This is a genomic window from Lacibacter sp. (assembly GCF_057361365.1).
This window is the reverse complement of the sequence record NZ_JBMQSG010000011.1, coordinates 432,281-451,381: the sequence shown is the minus strand read 5'-3', so window position 1 is coordinate 451,381 and position 19,101 is coordinate 432,281. Positions and strand designations below refer to the sequence as shown.

Here is a 19,101-nt window from a genome sequence, read left to right as displayed (position 1 = left end):
CCGGAAAAGTAAAGAGGCTTCTGATTGGTTGAAAAGCGGAATCGACCGCTTGAAACTGCCTGATCATTTGGAGAACCGGGCCTTTTAATTTCTCCGCAAACGTTTTCTAACCGTGATGTATTGAAAATCATACCGGTTTTTTATTGTTGTTAGGCTATAAACCTCGGAATTTCACTATTTTACCGCCCAATTGTTGATTATGAAGATTCAATTCTATCTGCGTTTTTTTACGCAGTATGGCCAAAGCCTCTTTGTGTCGGGAAATTGTGAGGCACTTGGCAATAGCGACCCTGCTGCTGCTTTACCCATGCAATACTTAACAGATGAATTCTGGACGGTAAGTATTGATCTAGGAAAAGATTTCGAAAACGTTCTCCAGTATAATTATATTCTTAAAAATGAAAAAGATGAAGTGGTTGTTGAATGGGGTAACGACAGGTTAGTGGATGTAATGAAGTTGAATGTAGATGAATTAACGTTGATCGATACCTGGAACCATGCAGGTGAATTTGAAAATGCTTTTTATACACAGCCATTTACCAATGTGTTGCTTCCCCTGCACAAGTCACCCAAACAAAAACCGCTGAAAACCACAACGCATATCTTTAAAATAAAAGCTCCTTTATTAAAAAAACATGAAGTGCTATGCATCTCCGGCAGCAACGAAACTCTTGCAAAGTGGAGCAGCACTGACCCGGTGATCATGCAGTTGGAAGATAACTGGTGGACAGCAAAACTGGATTTCTCCAAAGAAAGTTTTCCTTTTGCATACAAATACGCTGTGTACAATACAAAAACAAAAAGTTTTGTTTTTGAAAACGGTAACAACCGTATCCTTTACGACAGCTATGGCAAAAAGAAGATCACATTATTACACGATGGGTTTGCGCAATTGCCGAATACAACCTGGAAAGCTGCTGGTGTGGCCATTCCGGTTTTTAGTTTACGTACGCAAAAGAGTTTAGGTGTTGGTGAGTTTACAGACATCAAAGCGTTGGTTGATTGGGCAAAGAAAGTGAATATGAAACTCATTCAGATTCTGCCCATTAATGATACTACTGCAACGCATAGCTGGCAGGATTCGTATCCTTATGCCGCCATTTCAGCATTTGCATTACATCCTATTTATCTCAATATTGAAACGGTCGCCGGTAAAGCCAATCATCCTGTTGTTAAATCATTAAAAAAGAAACAAAAGGAGTTGAATGAGCTCGTGGATATAGATTATGAAGCAGTAATGAAAGTGAAATGGGCTGCGGTAAAGGAATTGTATGCAGAGCAAAAAAAAGCATTGCACGAAGACACATTGTTCTTCGAATTTTTTGATTTGCATCGCCATTGGCTGGTGCCTTATGCAGCGTTCAGTTATTTGCGTGATAAATATAAAACGCCTGATTTCAGTAAATGGAAATCTCATTCGGTATATGATGAGCATGCCGTTCAGGAGCTGGTTGATCCCACTACAAAGCATTACGACGAAATAGCTTTGTATTATTTTATTCAATATCATCTGCATTTGCAATTGCAATCTGCAACGGCTTATGCGCATGTAAATGGTATTGTTGTGAAAGGCGATATTCCTATTGGTATATATCGCAACAGTTGTGATGCGTGGGTTGAGCCTGAACTTTACAATATGAGTATGCAGGCGGGTGCACCGCCCGATGATTTTGCAGTGAAGGGACAGAACTGGGGTTTTCCAACTTACAACTGGCAACGCATGGCCCAGGACGGTTTTAAATGGTGGCGTCAGCGTTTTGAGCAAATGAGTAATTATTTTGATGCATTTCGCATTGACCATATTCTTGGTTTCTTCCGCATCTGGAGTATTCCTATGCATGCGGTAGAAGGCATACTTGGATATTTTGTTCCTGCTACGCCTGTTCATATTAACGAATTTGCACAACGTGGAATGTGGTTCGATTACCAGCGCCTTTGTCGCCCATTTATTAATGATGATGTGTTGAGTGAATTAATGGCTGGCGATACAGAAACATTAAAACCATACTTGAATGATATAGGTGAAGGACGGTTTGATTTGAAAGAAGAATTCAACACGCAACGAAAAGTAGAAGCACATTTTGCAAAGCTTGAAGCAAATGATCATAACGATTGGTTGAAACATGGTTTATACGATTGCATCAGCAATGTCATCTTGTTTGAAGTGGAAGGAAGTCAGTCGCAGCAGTTTCATTTCCGTATCAGCATGAGTTCAACTTCATCGTTCCGTTATCTTGATGCTGATTCAAAAAGAAAACTTGAAGATCTGTACGTCAATTATTTTTATCGCAGGCAGGACGATGCATGGCGTAAAGAAGCATTGGCTAAATTGCCCTACCTGAAACGATCAACCAATATGTTGGTGTGTGGCGAAGATCTTGGAATGGTGCCCGACTGTGTTCCGGATGTGATGAATCAATTAGGAATGCTGAGCCTGGAAATTCAACGCATGCCGAAAGATCCTTCGAAACAATTTTTTCATCCTTCCACTGCACCGTATTTAAGCGTGGTTACGCCAAGCACGCATGATATGAGTACCATACGTGGATGGTGGGAAGAAAACAGAACACTTACGCAAAAATTTTATACGCACGAAATTCGGCAGCGGGGTGAAGCACCTTACTATTGCGAGCCATGGATCGTACGTACAATTATTGCACAACATTTATATTCACCTGCTATGTGGAGCATTTTTCAAATACAGGAATTGCTTGGTATGAATGGTGAACTGCGTAGAGAAAATCCAAATGATGAACGCATCAATGTTCCTGCAAACCCCAAACATTACTGGCGCTACAGAATGCACATTAGTTTGGAAGACTTGTTACATCAAGAAGAATTCAACGAAGAGCTGAAAGAACTGATTGTGGCGAGTGGGAGAGGATGAAGAAAGTCGGTGGGTTCTAAGTTTTGAGTTGTTAAGTTTTAAGTAGTAGGTTCTAGCTTCTTTGTCTTGCCTTAAACCTTCTGCCTTCTACATTAAACCGTGTAACTTGCAGCTGCTTATTCACCTTATACCTTTTACCTCATACATTTTTTTGATGCCTTTACAAGTACGTTATAAAAAAACTGACCTTCCCTTTCGTTATCCGTTTACAATTTCAAAAGGAACAAAAACACATCAGCCCGCACTCATAGTTGAACTTGAACATCGTGGTGCCAAAGGCTATGGCGAAGCTCCTGCAATTGCTTATTATAATTTGCCCGTTGATAAAATGGCGGAAGACCTTGATCGCAAAAAAATGTTTGTAGAAAAGTTTGCGTATACCGATCCTGGGCGTTACTGGCATTACCTGCACCATTTATTTCCGCAGAATAATTTTTTAGTGTGCGCACTCGATATAGCCAGTTGGGATATGTATGGAAAACTTAGAAACAAGCCGCTGTATCAATTCTGGAATTTAGATGATAACAAATCGCCAATCTGCGATTATACAATTGGAATTGATACAATAGAAAAGATGGTGGAAAAGATGCAGGAAAAACCATGGCCCATTTATAAAATAAAAGTGGGCGTGCCGGGTGACGTAGAACTGGTAGCTGCATTAAGAAAACATACCGATGCTGTTTTTCGTGTAGATGCAAATGCGGGTTGGTCGCTGGAAGAAGCGTTGGAAAAAATTCCGCAGTTGAAAGAGTTAGGTGTTGAGTTTATTGAGCAGCCGCTTGCAAAAGATAATTGGGAAGGAATGAAAGTGCTGTTCAACGAGTCGCCTTTGCCATTGATTGCTGACGAAGCCTGCGTAGTTGAAGCTGATGTAGAGAAATGTCATCAATACTTTCATGGCATCAATATCAAACTTACAAAATGCAGCGGCATAACGCCTGCAAAACGAATGATTGATAAAGCAAGAGAGCTTAATATGAAGATCATGATTGGCTGCATGAATGAATCAACCATTGGCTCAGCTGCTATAGCACATCTTGCTCCATTAGTTGATTATGTTGATATGGATGGTCCGTTGCTCTTGGCTGAGGATATTGCAACGGGATTAACTTATACGAATGGTAAAGTAAGTGTAAGTGAAAAACCCGGACTCGGAATTACAACAAACTTGTTTGAATAAAACAAATGCCGGGCTATTGCCCGGCATTTTATCTTGTAAGACTTTTTCAATCTTAATGTTCACTTTCCCACACTAATGCGCTTGCGCCAAGAATAGCAGCATCTGCTTCCTTCAGATCACTAAAGATTACTTTTACTTTGTTTTTGAAAATAGGGAGCAGGTTTGCTTCCATGGCCTGCACAGTAGGCTTTAAAATTAAGTCGCCTGCTTTGGTTAAACCACCAAAGAGAATGATTGATTCCGGCGATGAAAACATCACAAAGTTGGCGAGTGCTTCACCTAATACTTCACCGGTAAATTCAAAAATCTTGTTCGCAATTGCATCGCCCTGTATGGCACAATTGTAAACCGTTTCGCTTGTAAGATCATCTATAGAATAATTTCGCAACAAGCTCGATGTTTCAGGTTCGTTGGTGAGAAATTCAATGGCTGTTTCTCTAACACCCGTTGCAGAAGCATATGATTCTAATGAACCACGCATGCCTGTTCCTTTATGCAAACGGCCACCGGGTTTTACAATTACGTGGCCAAGCTCACCGGCAAAACCATCATGACCAACGACAATTTTTCCATCAATCACAATTCCACTGCCCACACCGGTACCAAGCGTAATAGTGATAAAATGTTTTAAGCCTTTTGCAACGCCATACATCATTTCACCCATTGCTGCGGCATTTGCATCGTTAGTGAGTTTGGTAGGCAAGTCAAATTTTTTCTCTATCAGTTCGGCCATTGGAATAATGCCTTTCCATTTAAGGTTTGGAGCATATTCAATTGTGCCGGTGTAATAGTTGCCGTTAGGTGCGCCCACACCAATGCCTTTAAATTTTTCGTTGCCGCCATGCGATGCAATCAGCTTCGTTAAGTTCGCATGTAATTCCTCAATAAAATCTTCTGCATTTTCATGTGCATCGGTACGCATGCGGCCCTGCTCCAGGATGTTTCCTTTACGGTCAACAATTCCGAATTTTGTATTTGTGCCGCCAATGTCAATACCTACTGCATAATCTTTGATCATAATTCGTTCTACTTTATTATAGCAAATATTTTTCCTGTTGATTAGTGCCCGCCACCACCTTCAAGTTTGTCGTAGTCGATGCCCTGCGATTTCAAAATCGATTTTGCTTTAATAGCATAAAATGCGAGGTAAGCAAAACATGCCACACCAACCAAATACGACCATTGAATACCAAGAATTGCGTCATCGGCTACCACACCTTGCAACAAGCTGATGATACCACCACCCATGATCATCATGATCAAAAAGCTTGCGCCTTCATTCGTGTGTTTACCAAGTCCTGCAATTGCCAGCGTAAATATACAAGGCCATAAGGTACTGCAGAACAAGCCAACGCTGATAAATGCATAAACACTTACCATTCCATCAGCCAACATACCAATAAACAAGGCAGCGATGCCCATCAATGAATAAATGAGTAATAAACGTGCAGGACTTCCTTTACTCATAATATCGCCCACGATCATAAATACAATAACGAGAGCATAAATAAAGAATTTAGAAAGATCGTGCTGAGCAATGGCGTTTACCAACAGGAATACACCAAATGCAATGTAAGGCATCAGGAAACGGAGAATTTGTGCCGTACTTTTTGTAACACCAAATGCACCCGTTGCCGATGTCCAACGGCCAATCATTAAGCTCGCCCAGAATAAGGAAACATAAGGAGCGATCTGATCTGTAGGAGTGTTGAGATGTTGTTTCATAAACTCCGGCAGGTTTGATGCAGTTGACACCTCAACACCAACATATACAAAAATGCCGATCATACCCAACACAAGCTGCGGGTATTGCAATACACTTTTCTTGTGTACTACTTTCGATGTATCTTCTGCTTCAGAGCTTGCAACAGCATCAAGGTCGATCTTATTAGGAACCGAAGACATTCTGAAAATAACGGCTGCTATCAGGAAAGCTGCTCCCAGTATCAGGTAAGGAGTTTTGATACTTTCAATACTGGCGGCATTGGATGCGCCAACAGAACCAAATATTGCAAAGCTTACGATCAACGGGCCAATGGTTGTACCAAAGTTGTTTACGCCGCCTGCCATGCTTAAACGTTGCGATCCTGTTTTAGGATCGCCCATTACAATGGCAAGAGGATTTGCAGCAGTTTGTTGCAGAGAGAAACCAAGACCAACAATAAACAAGCCGGTTATCATTAATCCGAACGATGCATTTTCAGCAGCAGGATAAAATAAAAGCGTTCCCAATGCAGAAATGATAAGACCTAACGAGATACCGTTTTTGTAGCCGATCTTATTCAGTACATCGCCACCCATTGCTTTCGATACCAAAAAATAAATTATTGAACCAACCGTGTAAGCAACATAAAATGCAAACGATACCATTTGCGATTGCCATTGTTCAAGATTGAGTTTCTCTTTAAAAACGGGGATTAAGATGTCATTTGAAGCAGCTACAAATCCCCAGAAAAAGAACACGGAGATGAGTACCCCAAATTGAGACCATTTTGTTTGCTGAGACATAAATCAATTAGTAGTTGTTTGTAAAGGCTGAAAGTATGCAAGAAATTGCTTTGCGAAAAATTATTTATTGTTTTTTGGTGTAAGCAAAAGTCCTTCCTATATTCAATGCAACAAATAGTTATAATCTCTTGCCAATGGAAATTCTTCATGTGAGTGCCGAGTGTTATCCAGTAGCCAAAGCAGGCGGTTTGGGCGATGTGGTTGGTGCTTTACCTAAATATCAGCAGGACGCAGGTCACCAGGCAAAAGTGGTAATGCCCATGTATAAAACCAAATTCCTTCTCAACAATGAATGGGATGTGGTGCACAAGGGTTATACAAATATTGGCGATTACTTCTTCGACTATACCATCATAAAAGAAAAAACCAACTTGCTTGGCTTTGGTCTTTACCTCGTTGATATAAACGGATTACTCGATCGGGAAAAAATTTATGGATACGATGATGATGTGCAACGTTTCACTGCCTTCCAGGTGTGCGTTGTTGATTGGATAGCTTCCTGGCAGTTTAAACCAGATGTGGTGCATGTGCACGATTATCATGCAGGGTTAATTCCCTTTATGATGCAACATTGTTACCGGTATAATCAACTTTCTTCCATTCCAACTGTATTAACAATACACAATGCACAATACCAGGGTTGGATGACCTGGGAACAAAGTACTCTTCTTCCGCCTTATGATGAATGGAAACGTGGAATGCTGGAGTGGGGTGCCAGTATCAATCCATTGGCAAGTGCCGTTAAATGTGCAAGTAAAGTAACAACTGTAAGTAACAGTTACATGGATGAGCTCAAGTACATGAGCAATGGATTAGAAGCTTTGTTTGAATATGAGAAAGGTAAATGCAGCGGCATCTTAAACGGAATTGATACAGAAGTATGGGATCCGGAATCGGACAAGTATATCAAGCATGATTATTCACTTAAAACAGTTGAAGAGGGAAAAGCAAAAAACAAAGCCCAGTTGTGCGAAACCTTCGGACTCGATATCAATAAACCTTTGTTTGTTTTCATTGGTCGTTTGGTGGGAGAGAAAGCAGCAGATCTGTTGCCCGGTGTAATTGGTGATTCGTTTTATTACATTGGAAGAAGAATGAATTTCCTCATTCTTGGCAGTGGTGAACCCGAAGTGGAAGCAAAGCTCAACGGCATGACAACCATTTCACAAAATGATTATAGTTGTTACATTGGCTATAACGAAGGATTAAGTCACCTGATGTATGCTGGTGCTGATTTCTTACTGATGCCGAGTCGTGTTGAACCCTGTGGTTTAAACCAGATGTACTCCATGCGATACGGAACAGTACCCATGGTTCGCAACACCGGTGGTTTGAGAGATACTGTAAAAGACATCCTGCTACCGGAAGGTTACGGATTGGTGTTTGATAATGCATCAGTAGGTGATGTTTGCAATGCCGTGTGGCGTGCATGTGAATTGTACAATAACAAAGAGAAATTTACTGCTGCACGTAAACGAATGATGCAGCTCGATTTCAGCTGGCAATCCAGCGTTCAACAATATCTTGCTTTATACCAAAGTTTGCGATAATTTTAGAACAAGACCCTTACACTTAAATTAGTCATATGAGTAAATCAGCTGCAAAAAGTACATTGGCTGTTATCCTTGGTGGTGGCGCCGGCACACGTTTATATCCGTTAACAGCAAGTCGTAGTAAACCCGCAGTTCCTATTGCAGGTAAATACAGGTTAGTTGATATTCCCATTTCAAACTGTATCAATTCGGGCATTAACCGCATGTTTGTGTTGACACAGTTTAATTCTGCTTCGCTTAACAAACACATCAAGAACACGTATCATTTCAGTATGTTTAGCAATGCGTTTGTTGATATTCTTGCAGCTGAACAAACGCCTGACAACTCTGGCTGGTACCAGGGAACCGCTGATGCTGTTCGTCAATGTATCCGCCATGTGCAGCAACATGAAGCAGATTATGTTTTGATTCTTTCCGGTGACCAATTATACCAAATGGATTTTCAGCAAATGATCGAAGATCATGTGGCAGGTGGTGCCGACATCAGCATTGCAACCATTCCTGTTGCAGAGCGTGAAGCACCTGAGTTTGGTATTTTAAAAGCTGATGATAAAAGCTGCATCACGTCATTCATCGAAAAACCAAAGAAAGAAATACTGGGAGAATGGGTGAGTGACACGGGTGAAGACATGGGGCGCATGGGTCGCATCTATCTGGCATCAATGGGTATTTATATTTTCAATAAACAATTGTTGATCGATCTGTTGCAGGAAGAATACAAAGATGCTACCGACTTTGGTAAAGAAATCATGCCTAAGTCGATTGAAAAATACAAAGTGGTAAGTTACCAGTACGATGGTTACTGGACTGATATCGGTAATATCTACTCTTTCTTTGAAGCGAATCTTGCATTAACTCAGGAGATACCTGATTTTAACTTGTTCGACAATACAAAACCTGTTTACACACGTGCACGTATGTTGCCTCCTGCAAAGATTAGTGGTACTACGTTGGAGAAAACAATTATTGCGGAAGGTTCAATTATTCTTGCAAGCCGTATTGAAAACAGCGTGATTGGTATTCGTACACGCATCGGTCATGGTACAACTATCGTAAGCTGTTATCTCATGGGTGGCGATTATTTTGAAACATTAGATGAAATGAATCATGCAACTGCTCGTGGTATTCCAAAGATAGGAATCGGCGAACGTTGTTACATTAAGAATACGATCATTGACAAGAACTGTCGCATTGGTAATGATGTGCGCATTAACGGCGGTCATCATTTGCCTAATACCGATCATTCTCTTTACACAGTGAAAGATGGAATTGTGGTGATCAAGAAAGGCGCTATTATTCCAGACGGATTTGTGATATAACCTTTCTCACCCGGGAAGAGGTTAATTATACTACTATTGATTATGAACCTAAACATCATCTTCTGTCCGGGACAGAAGATGATTTACTGTTATGCAGAATGTTTCTGTTTCGAAACCCAAATTAAGTCTTGTTGAGATCGTCAACATGAGTGTTGGTTTTTTCGGGATCCAGTTTGGCTGGGATTTACAACGTGCCAACATGGGACGTATTTACGAAAACCTTGGTGCCAACCCCGATGAAGTTCCCATTCTTTTTCTTGCTGCTCCTTTAACTGGTTTGCTTGTGCAACCCATCATTGGTTATTTGAGCGACAATACCTGGCATCCGAAATGGGGACGCCGTCGTCCGTATTTTATGATCGGTGCTATATTAAGTTCCATTGCATTGATAGCAATGCCGCACAGCAGTGCATTGTGGATGGCTGCTGGTTTGTTATGGGTGCTTGATGTGTTTGGAAATGTTTCCATGGAGCCTTTTCGTGCATTTGTTACCGATAAGCTGCCCGATTCACAAGTGAACAGGGGCTTTATCATGCAAAGTTTAATGATTGGTTTAGGTGGAAGCATCGCATCAGCATTGCCATGGATCATGCGCAATGTGTTTCACCTTGAAAATACTGCTGCACTTGGTGAAATACCACAGAATGTAAAATGGTCTTTTTATTTAGGTGCGTTCTTTTTTCTTTCAGCTGTATTGTACACGGTGTTTACCACAAGGGAATATTCACCGGAAGAGATGGGTATTCAAAAAGATGAAGAAAAGAAAGGTGGAATTGCTCACGGTGTAAATGAAATTTTACATGCGCTAAAGAATATGCCCAAACGCATGCAGATCGTTTCATTAGTACAGTTCTTCACATGGCCTGGTTTATTTCTCATGTGGTTTTATTATACCACTGCAGTTGCGGTAAATGTATTTGGCGGTAAAGATGCAAGCGATCCCGTATATGCAGAAGGGGCCGACTTTGGCAGCTTAACACTTTCTTATTACAGCGTTGTAACATTTCTGTTTGCATTAGTGTTGCCCTTTATTGCCGACAGGTTTGGAAGAAAATTAACTCACTCTCTTTGCCTGCTTGCGGGTGCCATTGGTTTAATAAGCGTGGCATGGGTCCAAAATAAATACATGCTGTATTTAAGTATGACGGGTGTAGGTGTTGCCTGGGCAAGTATTTTAAGCATGCCGTACGCAATGCTCAGTGGTTCGTTACCTAAAGAGAAAGTGGGCATTTACATGGGCATCTTCAATTTCTTTATCGTATTGCCCGAAATCATCGCTTCGCTTGGCTTTGGTTGGTTAATGCGCAATGTATTAAACAACGACCGGTTACTTGCTGTACAAATTGGTGGTGGGTTAATGATTTTAGCAGCCATCATCTGTTTTCTTTTTGTTCGTGAACAACGTCAGCGTGTTTAGTTTTTTTGCCTTATTATTCTTTTGATCTATTAAGATTTACATTATGAGAAAAACATTTTTAATATTCAAGTTACTGTTAACAGCAGTAACTTTTTCTTTTGCACAAAGCAGTTATGAACTTTATCCATCTAACTGGTGGGTAGGTATGAAGTATAACAAAATCCAATTGATGATCCGTGGCAATGATGTTGGAAAGCATAACGGCTTCGCTATTACTTATCCCGGTGTTACACTTAACAAAGTAAATAAGTTCAGTAACAGCAATTACGTTGTGTTAGACATCACGATAGCGCCAAGTGCTAAAGCCGGAACTATCGGCATTCGTTCGAAAAATGCAACGGGCAAACAATCAAATTTTGAATTTGATCTTGTTCCACGTCGTAAAGGAAATGGAACGGCATATGCAAACGGAGCTACTTCATCTGACCTGATGTACCTCATCATGCCCGATCGTTTCAGCAATGGCGATGCGTCAAATGATCGTGTGCCTGGCATGTTAGATCAAACACTTCGTAGGGATACGGTTTTCAATCGCCATGGCGGTGATTTGAAAGGTATTCAGAATAAACTCGATTACTTAAGTGATCTTGGAGTTACAGCTTTGTGGTTGAATCCTGTTATTGAAAATAATATGCCTGAGCGTACAGAGCATGGTTATGCTTTTACGAACCATTATCGCATTGATCGGCGTTTGGGCGGCGATCAGGCATATAAGCAACTAATCAATGCTGCTCATGCAAAAGGGCTAAAAGTAATACAGGATGCAGTGTACAACCATGTTGGACTGCAGCACATACTTTTTAAAGATCAACCCGATAGTACCTGGTTTCATCGCTGGCCGAAGTTTACGCAAACCAATTATAAAGATCAGACTCTCTTTGATCCTTACGCTGCCACCGAAGATAAACGCATCATGAGTGATGGATGGTTTGTGCCCTCGATGCCCGATTGGGATCAAAGCAATCCTTTTGTTGCAAACTTTTTAATTCAACATGCTGTGTGGACTGTGGAAGAATACGGCATTGATGGCTGGCGCATCGATACATACGCTTACAATGATCTTGCGTTTATGAATCGTTGCAATAAAGCCTTGTATGATGAATATCCTAAGATCAGCATCTTTGGAGAAACATGGGTGCACGGTGTGCCTAATCAAAGTTTCTTCTGTGAGAACAACTATACGATCAAATATAAAAGCAACCTGCAGGCCACAACCGATTTTCAAACGTTATTCTACGGAATACAACCAGCCTGCAATGAAAAGTTTGGTTGGACAGAAGGTGTAAATAAACTCTACACCACAACAGCGCAGGATTTCCTGTATAAAGATCCTATGCGCCAGGTAATCTTTTTAGACAATCATGATCTGCCACGTTTCTATTCAGTAGTGGGGGAAGATACAGCGAAATACAAGATGGCTTTCGCATGGATGCTTACTTTCCGTGGTATTCCTCAAATGTATTATGGCAATGAAATTTTAATGACGGGTTTAACTTCACCGAACGATGGATATGTTCGACAAGATTTTCCTGGTGGTTGGGAGGGAGATAAGACGAATAAATTTACTTCCGCAGGGCGCACAGAAAAAGAAAATGCAATCTTTAATTATATTCAACGACTGGCTAATTTCCGTAAAACATCATCTGCTATTAAAACGGGCAAGCTCATGCAATTCTTGCCAATCGATGGCGTTTACGTTTACTTCCGTTATGATGTAAAGGAAACGGTTATGTGTGTGATGAATACGAATGCAGAAGCAAAGACAATTGATCTTACACGTTTCGCAGAAAGATTAAAAGGTTTTCAAATTGCAAATGATGTAGCGGCAGGAGTTCAGTTTACGCTAGAAAAGAATTTGCAACTAATGCCCGTATCGAATTTAGTATTGGAACTGAAATAACGAAGTCTTTTATATTTTTATCTCAATAATCAAAAACCCTAAAAAACAAAAAATGGAAAATCAAGAATCTAACTTCAACCTGTTCGACTGGTGGAAAAAAGTAGTATTTCAAAATTACGCCAACTTCAGCGGCCGTGCCCGCAGAGCTGAGTATTGGAATTTTGTGCTGGTAAATATCATCATCTACATTCCCCTGTATATTGTGATTATTGTTGGCGGTGTCAACAACTCAGACTTGATTGGTTTTACCGGAGTGGGCATTATTGGCCTCTTCGCACTTGCAATGCTTATTCCCAGTCTTGCAGTATTGGTACGCCGTCTGCATGATCTGAATAAAAGCGGATGGAATTTCCTGATTTACTTTATTCCAATTGCCGGCCCGATTATTATGCTGGTATGGTTATGTACAGAAGGAAATAGTTATCCGAATAATTATGGCGATGACCCAAAAAATCCAGGCATACCTGAATTGGAATTTACGGGGAAGTAATAACGAAGTTGTTGTATATGCAAAGCGGCAGAACGAAAGTTCTGCCGCTTTATTTTGGATCAATCATTGCATTCTATAGCATACTATTCCACAAAACCTTTGCACCATATTTACCCCATTCGCTCATGGCCTTGTTCAAATCTTTTTCATAGCTGGCCCATGTTGCTGCTTTCCCTTTTTGTTTCGGCGTAAGTGCAGCTGCTGTTGGTTCTTTTAATTCAACTTTTGTTGCAAACCACGTCATTTGTAAACGGGGTACTGCAAGCCCAAGTATCATTCCTGGTAAACCACCAAAACTTTCGGGCCCGCTGCTAACAGTAATTTCTTCCGTGTAAAACGCAACAATATAAACCGAATCTGAAATAATGGTTACTGCCTTGCGGCATTCAAACCCGGCAATAGTTCTTGTTTCATTTGTCATGCGCCATTTGTAATTACGCATACTGTCTTTCACCAGGTAAGTCTGTTCAAATATGTCACGCTGCAAAGCAATTTGCCCGGTTTTAACATCCTTTACAGTGATATCGGTTTCACTGGGCTTTCTTCCCCAAACATATTTTCCTGATGGATCTTCTTTCATCATTTTGTAAACGCTTTTTTCTTCATTGAATTCCATCACATACGTTTCCGTTACCATTTTCGGAAATGATTTTTTCATTTCAGCTACCCAAGGGCTTCCATCATCTTCCTGGTCGTAGTAAGAGAATTGATTGCTGCGTTTTTCAAATTCAATTCGCCCGGTGCTAATAAATTTCACCTGTGCCTGAGCAATAAAAGATGCAACTGATAAAAGGCTTAACAAGAAATATTTTTTCATATTTATCTGCATTGATAAGGTTAGAAATTAGAAGGTGATCCGTTCTTGGTAAAATTCCAGGTGAAGCTTAGCAACCAAAAACGACGGATATTCTGGAATGTGTTTTCAGAAATGAAGTTGCTGTTGATGTTTCTCCTGATACCGAGGTTTTGATTCAACAGGTCATTTACGGATAGTTTTACTTCAAATGCATCTGTTTTACTAAATGTGCGACGTAGAGAGCTGTTTAACAGAAATACATTTCGTTGGTTAGCGAATGTTGAAGTTTTTTGATAAACATTCAATTCGCCGTTTAGATTGAAATATAACTTTTGTTTTTTGAATTTCGTTTCAATGTAAGGGTAGGCGTTTACGCTCCAGTATTTTGTAATAATTCCTTTGTTAATGGAAGAACGTGAGTTGTTATAACGTGGTTCAATGTTCAGATTAAAGCTGAGCCATTTATCGCTCCACTTGCCAAGGCCCAGGCCTGCACCAATGCTATAATTGTCACTGACATTTCGAATGCCATTCACTTCATTAATGAAACGACTTACGTTGCCATTCGCATTAAAGTTGAGGTTTACTCCTTTGTACACTTCAAATCCGTACATGGTCCAAACATTACCATTGTAATTTCCATTGCTGTTAATGGTTTTATTGGTCCGTTGTCCTGTGAGTACATTCAGTGTATTTGAATTAGTGATTGCATTATTCACAAAAGAGAAATTTCCTGATAGATAAAAATTCCTGCTTTTAATGATCTTGTAATCATTCATGTTGATCGAAAAGTTATGACGGAACGCTTGCTTCAGATCAGGATTGCCCACTGTTATGTTCAAAGGATCAATGTTGTCAATAATAGGATTGATCTGTTGTAAAGTTGGATTTTGCGTGCTGCCGTTATAAGATAAAGTAAAGCTTTTCTGCTTCTTTGGTGAGAATCGGATGCTTGCTCTCGGCAACAAATTGGTAAAGGCAATTGTGCGAACTTCTCTTTTATTCAATTCTTCAAGATTGAAATTCGTGCGACCAACCCCTGTACCAAATGAAGCCACAATTTTTTTACCATTATAGCGGAATGAAAACCCACCGCTATGATCAGTAGTGCGGAATAAGAAATGATTACTCAATGTATCTACGATATCCGTGTGTTTATCATTAGGAGTGGGACGTTCAAGTGTATTGCGTTCGGCATCATTACGACCGAAACTATTCTTATAAGTTAATTCAAGATTCCAGGTTTTGCTAAGCGGTTCGGTATAAATAATACTATTCTGTATTGTTTGCTGGCGCTCGTTGTTTGTTTTTTTCTGATCAATATCCAGCTCACCCGTTTGTGCCCCGGTGTTGTCGAAGAACTGGTTGTTTGAAAAGAGAAAACCGTCTCCGATTTTTGTGTTATTGCTGAAGTTGCCAGTATAACTAATGGTACGCCCCGCCTTTTTTAAACGCTTGCGGAAACTTAATTCCGAAGTGAAATCACGGTTGTCCGTTTGGGTATTGGTTGTTCGGCTTTGTTTGTTGATCATATTTCCGTCGTCACCAAAACTCTCTCCACTGAAAATGTTTTCTCGTTGACCGGTTACAAATGATCCGTTTGCTTTAAATTTCAAACTGCTGCTTGAATCGATATTCCAATCATAGATTGCATTCAGTTTGTGCCTTCGGCGGTGGGTATTAAATACTTCAGAAGTTGTATTGGTAAAACTGCTGTTCTCTAAAATACTTTGTGTAATGCTTCCGTTACGACCCGTTACATTTTGATCATTGAATTGGTAACTTCCGTTAATGCTGTTTTTGTCTTTATTCCATTTGTTGATATAGGAAAGGCCGCCAGTTGTTGCTACCGGTAAACCCTGGCCATTGGCAAATTCATCACCACCATCATTCCAGATCATAATTCCGCCATCCTCCATCACCATCATATTGTCGTTCGAAGAACTTCCAAAGTTGCGCTGCTCATTCCAGTTAAGCCCTTCAAATGTTGTGTTATTATGAATGATGTAGCCAGCAATTTTTTGTTTTTTCTTAAACGAATTGATCATTGCTTTACCAGTACGGTAATTGTCGAAGTCGGTACCTGCTTCAATTTTCCCGAAGTATCCTTTCTTTTTATCATCCTTTAATTCAAGATTAATTGTTTTTGTTTTCTGTCCGTCATCAACACCTGTAAATTCGGCTTGCTCACTTTTCTTATCAAACACCTGCACTTTATCTACAATGTTTGCACGAAGGTTTTGCGTAACAACTGCAGGATCGTCACTAAAAAATTCTTCACCATCAACCAATATTTTTTCTACTTTTTGTCCTTGGGCAGTTATCTCACCTTTTGAGTTTACCTGTAAGCCAGGCAAACGTTTTAATAACTCCTGCACATTTGAGTTTGCATCAACCTTAAAACTATCTGCTTTATATTCTGTAGTATCACCTTTAATTCGGATGGCGCTTACTTTTTGTTGTACAATGATTTCTTCCAACAGCTTGCTTCGGGGAATAATTGTAACAGTTTTGTTTAACGCAACATCCCCATTAATGTCTACTTCATCAACATACTCCGCATAACCCGGATAGCTGATCATAAAAATATATTTCCCTTGCGGAATATTCTTCAGTTCAAAAAAACCTTCCTCGTTTGTGCGTGTAAACTTTGCAAGAATGGAATCTTGTGTGCGGATGAGGCTCACAACCGCATGACTGAGTTTTTTTCCCGAACTCGTATCGGTAATGTATCCGGAAATTTTGTTTTGCTGACTGAATGATTGGAAAGAACAGAACAAGCAGATACTGATAAGCAGTAAGAGTTTGGGTGATTGCATGGTGTTGGTTAAGGGATGATGAAGGTTTTGGTTTTAATAATTGACCGCTATATTAGAATCTTTTTATTACAGATAATGTATGAAAGATGTTAAAGTGTTATATTTCCATACAAACGGCAACTCATTTTTTTACAAGTGTGCTTATTGATAAATAACTGTTAGCATTCAACATAAAAACCAAAGCCAATGGGAACTGTGCAGAAATACGAAGACCATCATTTCATTGATACTACAAAGCCGGTTTGGAATTATTCCCGTTTTGAGGGAGATGATATCGCCAATTTCCAAAATGGAACGAATTATCGTTGCGATGAATTATTTGGTTCGCACCTGATGGAAGTGATGGGTACAACAGGATATTATTTTGCGGTGTGGGCACCCAATGCCACTTTCATTTCCGTGTTTGGAAGTTTTAATGATTGGAATAAAGAAAGTCACCCGTTATTTGTTCGTCTCGATAGTTCAGGAATATGGGAAGGCTTTATTCCCAATCTTAAACAAGGCGAATCGTATAAATATCACATTCATGGTTATGCCGGGCAGAAATTAGATAAGGGTGATCCTTATGCTAATTATTGGGAAGTGCGACCCAACACTGCATCAAGAACATGGCAACTCGATTACGAATGGCAGGATACAGCCTGGATGGAGAAACGCAAAGAACATAATAAACTTGATGCACCATGGAGTGTGTATGAAGTGCATCTTGCCAGTTGGATGCGTCCTGATAAAAACAACGAAGAGATTTATCACTCTTATGATTTCTTTCGTGACAAGTTGGTGAACTATGTGAGAGAACTGGGCTTTACGCATGTAGAGTTGATGCCAATTATGGAACATCCGTTTGATGGCAGTTGGGGTTACCAGGGAGCCGGTTATTTTGCACCAACATCCCGTTACGGAACACCGCAGGAATTTATGCAATTAGTAGAGGCATTCCATAATGAAGGCATTGGTGTTATTCTCGATTGGGTGCCTTCTCATTTTCCTTACGATGCACATGGATTGTTTATGTTCGACGGCACACATACCTACGAGTATGCTGATATGCGCAAAGGCTATCATCCCGATTGGAACAGCTATATCTTCAACTATAAACGTGGAGAGGTAAAATCGTTCCTCATCAGCGGTGCCATGCATTGGTTCCGGAAATATCATATTGATGGAATAAGAGTGGATGCTGTTTCATCGATGTTGAAACTGAATTATTCCCGCACGGCAGGGCAGTGGGAGCCCAATGAACATGGGGGCGATGGAAATCTTGAGGCCATTGCATTTATCAAGGATTTGAACGAAACCATCTTTCGTGACTTCCCCGATGTGCAGACCATTGCCGAGGAAGCCACGGATTGGCCCGGCGTCAGCAAGCCAACATTTGGTGATGGCTTAGGTTTTGGCATGAAGTGGATGATGGGATGGATGCATGATACGTTGAAATATTTCAAACAAGATCCATTCTATAGGCAATACCAACAGGATCAGTTCACTTTCAGCATGATGTACTATTACGACGAAAATTTTATGTTACCCTTGAGTCACGATGAAGTGGTGCATGGGAAAAGCCCGATGTTATATAAAATGCCCGGCGATGAGTGGCAGAAATTTGCCAACCTGAGATTAATGTATAGCTATATGTTCACGCATCCGGGAGGTAAGTTGCTATTCATGGGCAACGAATTTGGTGCAACAAGCGAATGGAATTACAAAAGCGAACTGCAATGGGACTTGCTCCAGTTCGATTCGCATAAAGGCGTACTGGAATGTGTAAAGACACTTGCCCGTTTGCTGAAATCAGAGCCAGCGTTGTACGAAAATCAATTCAATAAATTCGGGTTCGAATGGGTGGATCTTAACCATGGAAAAGAATCGGTGATGGTTTACAGGCGCAAGGGCAAAAAACCTGACGACGATATTGTAGTGGTGCTCAACATGACACCGGTTGTTCGAAGAGATTGGAAACTGCACCTACAAGGCAAGAAAAATTGGACGGAGCTTTTCAATAGCAATGATCAGAAATTCTGGGGTACGGGGGATGTGTTTAACCCGGAAATTGACATGCGGGTGGTGGACGAAGAAGCTGGCTGGTACGAGCTAAATCTGCATTTGTCTCCTTTGGGTGCAATTTTGCTAAAGTAAACACTTAGTTACGTAAAAAATGGCAAGATTTATGCGAGTAGAAGTACGCTTGTAACTAAATTTATAATCTCTAATTTTACACAATATCCAAAATAG

Annotated in this window: 12 protein-coding genes; 8 read left to right on the top strand and 4 right to left on the bottom strand. The window is 40.4% G+C overall.

The genetic code is table 11. The features are described 5' to 3' along the window. The first annotated feature begins 199 nt into the window (after nt 1-199). Both ACO1QW_RS11330 and ACO1QW_RS11325 read left to right on the top strand, forming a co-directional pair. On the top strand, nt 200-2,887 hold the full coding sequence (locus ACO1QW_RS11330; protein WP_486258573.1) for a 4-alpha-glucanotransferase: 2,688 nt from the start codon (nt 200-202) through the stop codon (nt 2,885-2,887). Nucleotides 2,888-3,041: 154 nt separating this feature from the next. After that, nucleotides 3,042-4,067 carry a dipeptide epimerase gene (locus tag ACO1QW_RS11325; RefSeq protein WP_486258571.1) on the top strand — a complete coding sequence of 342 codons (1,026 nt, stop codon included), beginning with the start codon at nt 3,042-3,044 and terminating at the stop codon, nt 4,065-4,067. A gap of 52 nt (nt 4,068-4,119) precedes the next feature. Here the strand turns inward: ACO1QW_RS11325 and ACO1QW_RS11320 are convergent, their stop codons facing one another. Together ACO1QW_RS11320 and ACO1QW_RS11315 are read right to left on the bottom strand one after the other, a co-directional pair. Beyond that, the gene (locus ACO1QW_RS11320) at nt 4,120-5,085 is read right to left on the bottom strand and encodes an ROK family protein (RefSeq protein WP_486258570.1); all 966 of its coding nucleotides are present in this window, start codon (nt 5,083-5,085) and stop codon (nt 4,120-4,122) included. Between the two features lie 41 nt (nt 5,086-5,126). After that, a complete protein-coding gene (locus tag ACO1QW_RS11315) occupies nt 5,127-6,575 on the bottom strand; it encodes an MFS transporter (protein ID WP_486258568.1) in 1,449 nt (482 codons plus the stop codon). 134 nt (nt 6,576-6,709) lie between these two features. On the opposite strand from ACO1QW_RS11315, the gene ACO1QW_RS11310 reads away from it, so the two are divergent. From ACO1QW_RS11310 to ACO1QW_RS11290, 5 genes are all read left to right on the top strand, one after another. Beyond that, nucleotides 6,710-8,125, top strand: a complete 1,416-nt coding sequence (locus ACO1QW_RS11310; protein ID WP_486258566.1) for a glycogen synthase — start codon at nt 6,710-6,712, stop codon at nt 8,123-8,125. A gap of 35 nt (nt 8,126-8,160) precedes the next feature. Then, complete coding sequence (locus tag ACO1QW_RS11305) at nt 8,161-9,447, top strand: glucose-1-phosphate adenylyltransferase (protein ID WP_486258564.1); 1,287 nt, start codon at nt 8,161-8,163, stop codon at nt 9,445-9,447. Nucleotides 9,448-9,538: 91 nt separating this feature from the next. After that, entirely contained in the window at nt 9,539-10,864 is a 1,326-nt protein-coding gene (locus ACO1QW_RS11300; protein WP_486258562.1) for an MFS transporter, read from the top strand. A gap of 43 nt (nt 10,865-10,907) precedes the next feature. Next, entirely contained in the window at nt 10,908-12,764 is a 1,857-nt protein-coding gene (locus ACO1QW_RS11295; protein ID WP_486258560.1) for a glycoside hydrolase family 13 protein, read from the top strand. Nucleotides 12,765-12,816: 52 nt separating this feature from the next. Then, entirely contained in the window at nt 12,817-13,254 is a 438-nt protein-coding gene (locus ACO1QW_RS11290; protein ID WP_486258558.1) for a DUF805 domain-containing protein, read from the top strand. Nucleotides 13,255-13,327: 73 nt separating this feature from the next. On the opposite strand, the gene ACO1QW_RS11285 is transcribed toward ACO1QW_RS11290, so the two are convergent. Together ACO1QW_RS11285 and ACO1QW_RS11280 are read right to left on the bottom strand one after the other, a co-directional pair. Beyond that, nucleotides 13,328-14,071 carry a GLPGLI family protein gene (locus ACO1QW_RS11285; RefSeq protein ID WP_486258556.1) on the bottom strand — a complete coding sequence of 248 codons (744 nt, stop codon included), beginning with the start codon at nt 14,069-14,071 and terminating at the stop codon, nt 13,328-13,330. Nucleotides 14,072-14,091: 20 nt separating this feature from the next. After that, the gene (locus tag ACO1QW_RS11280; RefSeq protein ID WP_486258554.1) at nt 14,092-16,869 is read right to left on the bottom strand and encodes an outer membrane beta-barrel protein; all 2,778 of its coding nucleotides are present in this window, start codon (nt 16,867-16,869) and stop codon (nt 14,092-14,094) included. Between the two features lie 186 nt (nt 16,870-17,055). Between ACO1QW_RS11280 and glgB the strand changes: the two genes are divergently transcribed. Further along, entirely contained in the window at nt 17,056-19,005 is a 1,950-nt protein-coding gene (gene glgB, locus ACO1QW_RS11275) for a 1,4-alpha-glucan branching protein GlgB (RefSeq protein WP_486258552.1), read from the top strand. Nucleotides 19,006-19,101: the final 96 nt, after the last annotated feature.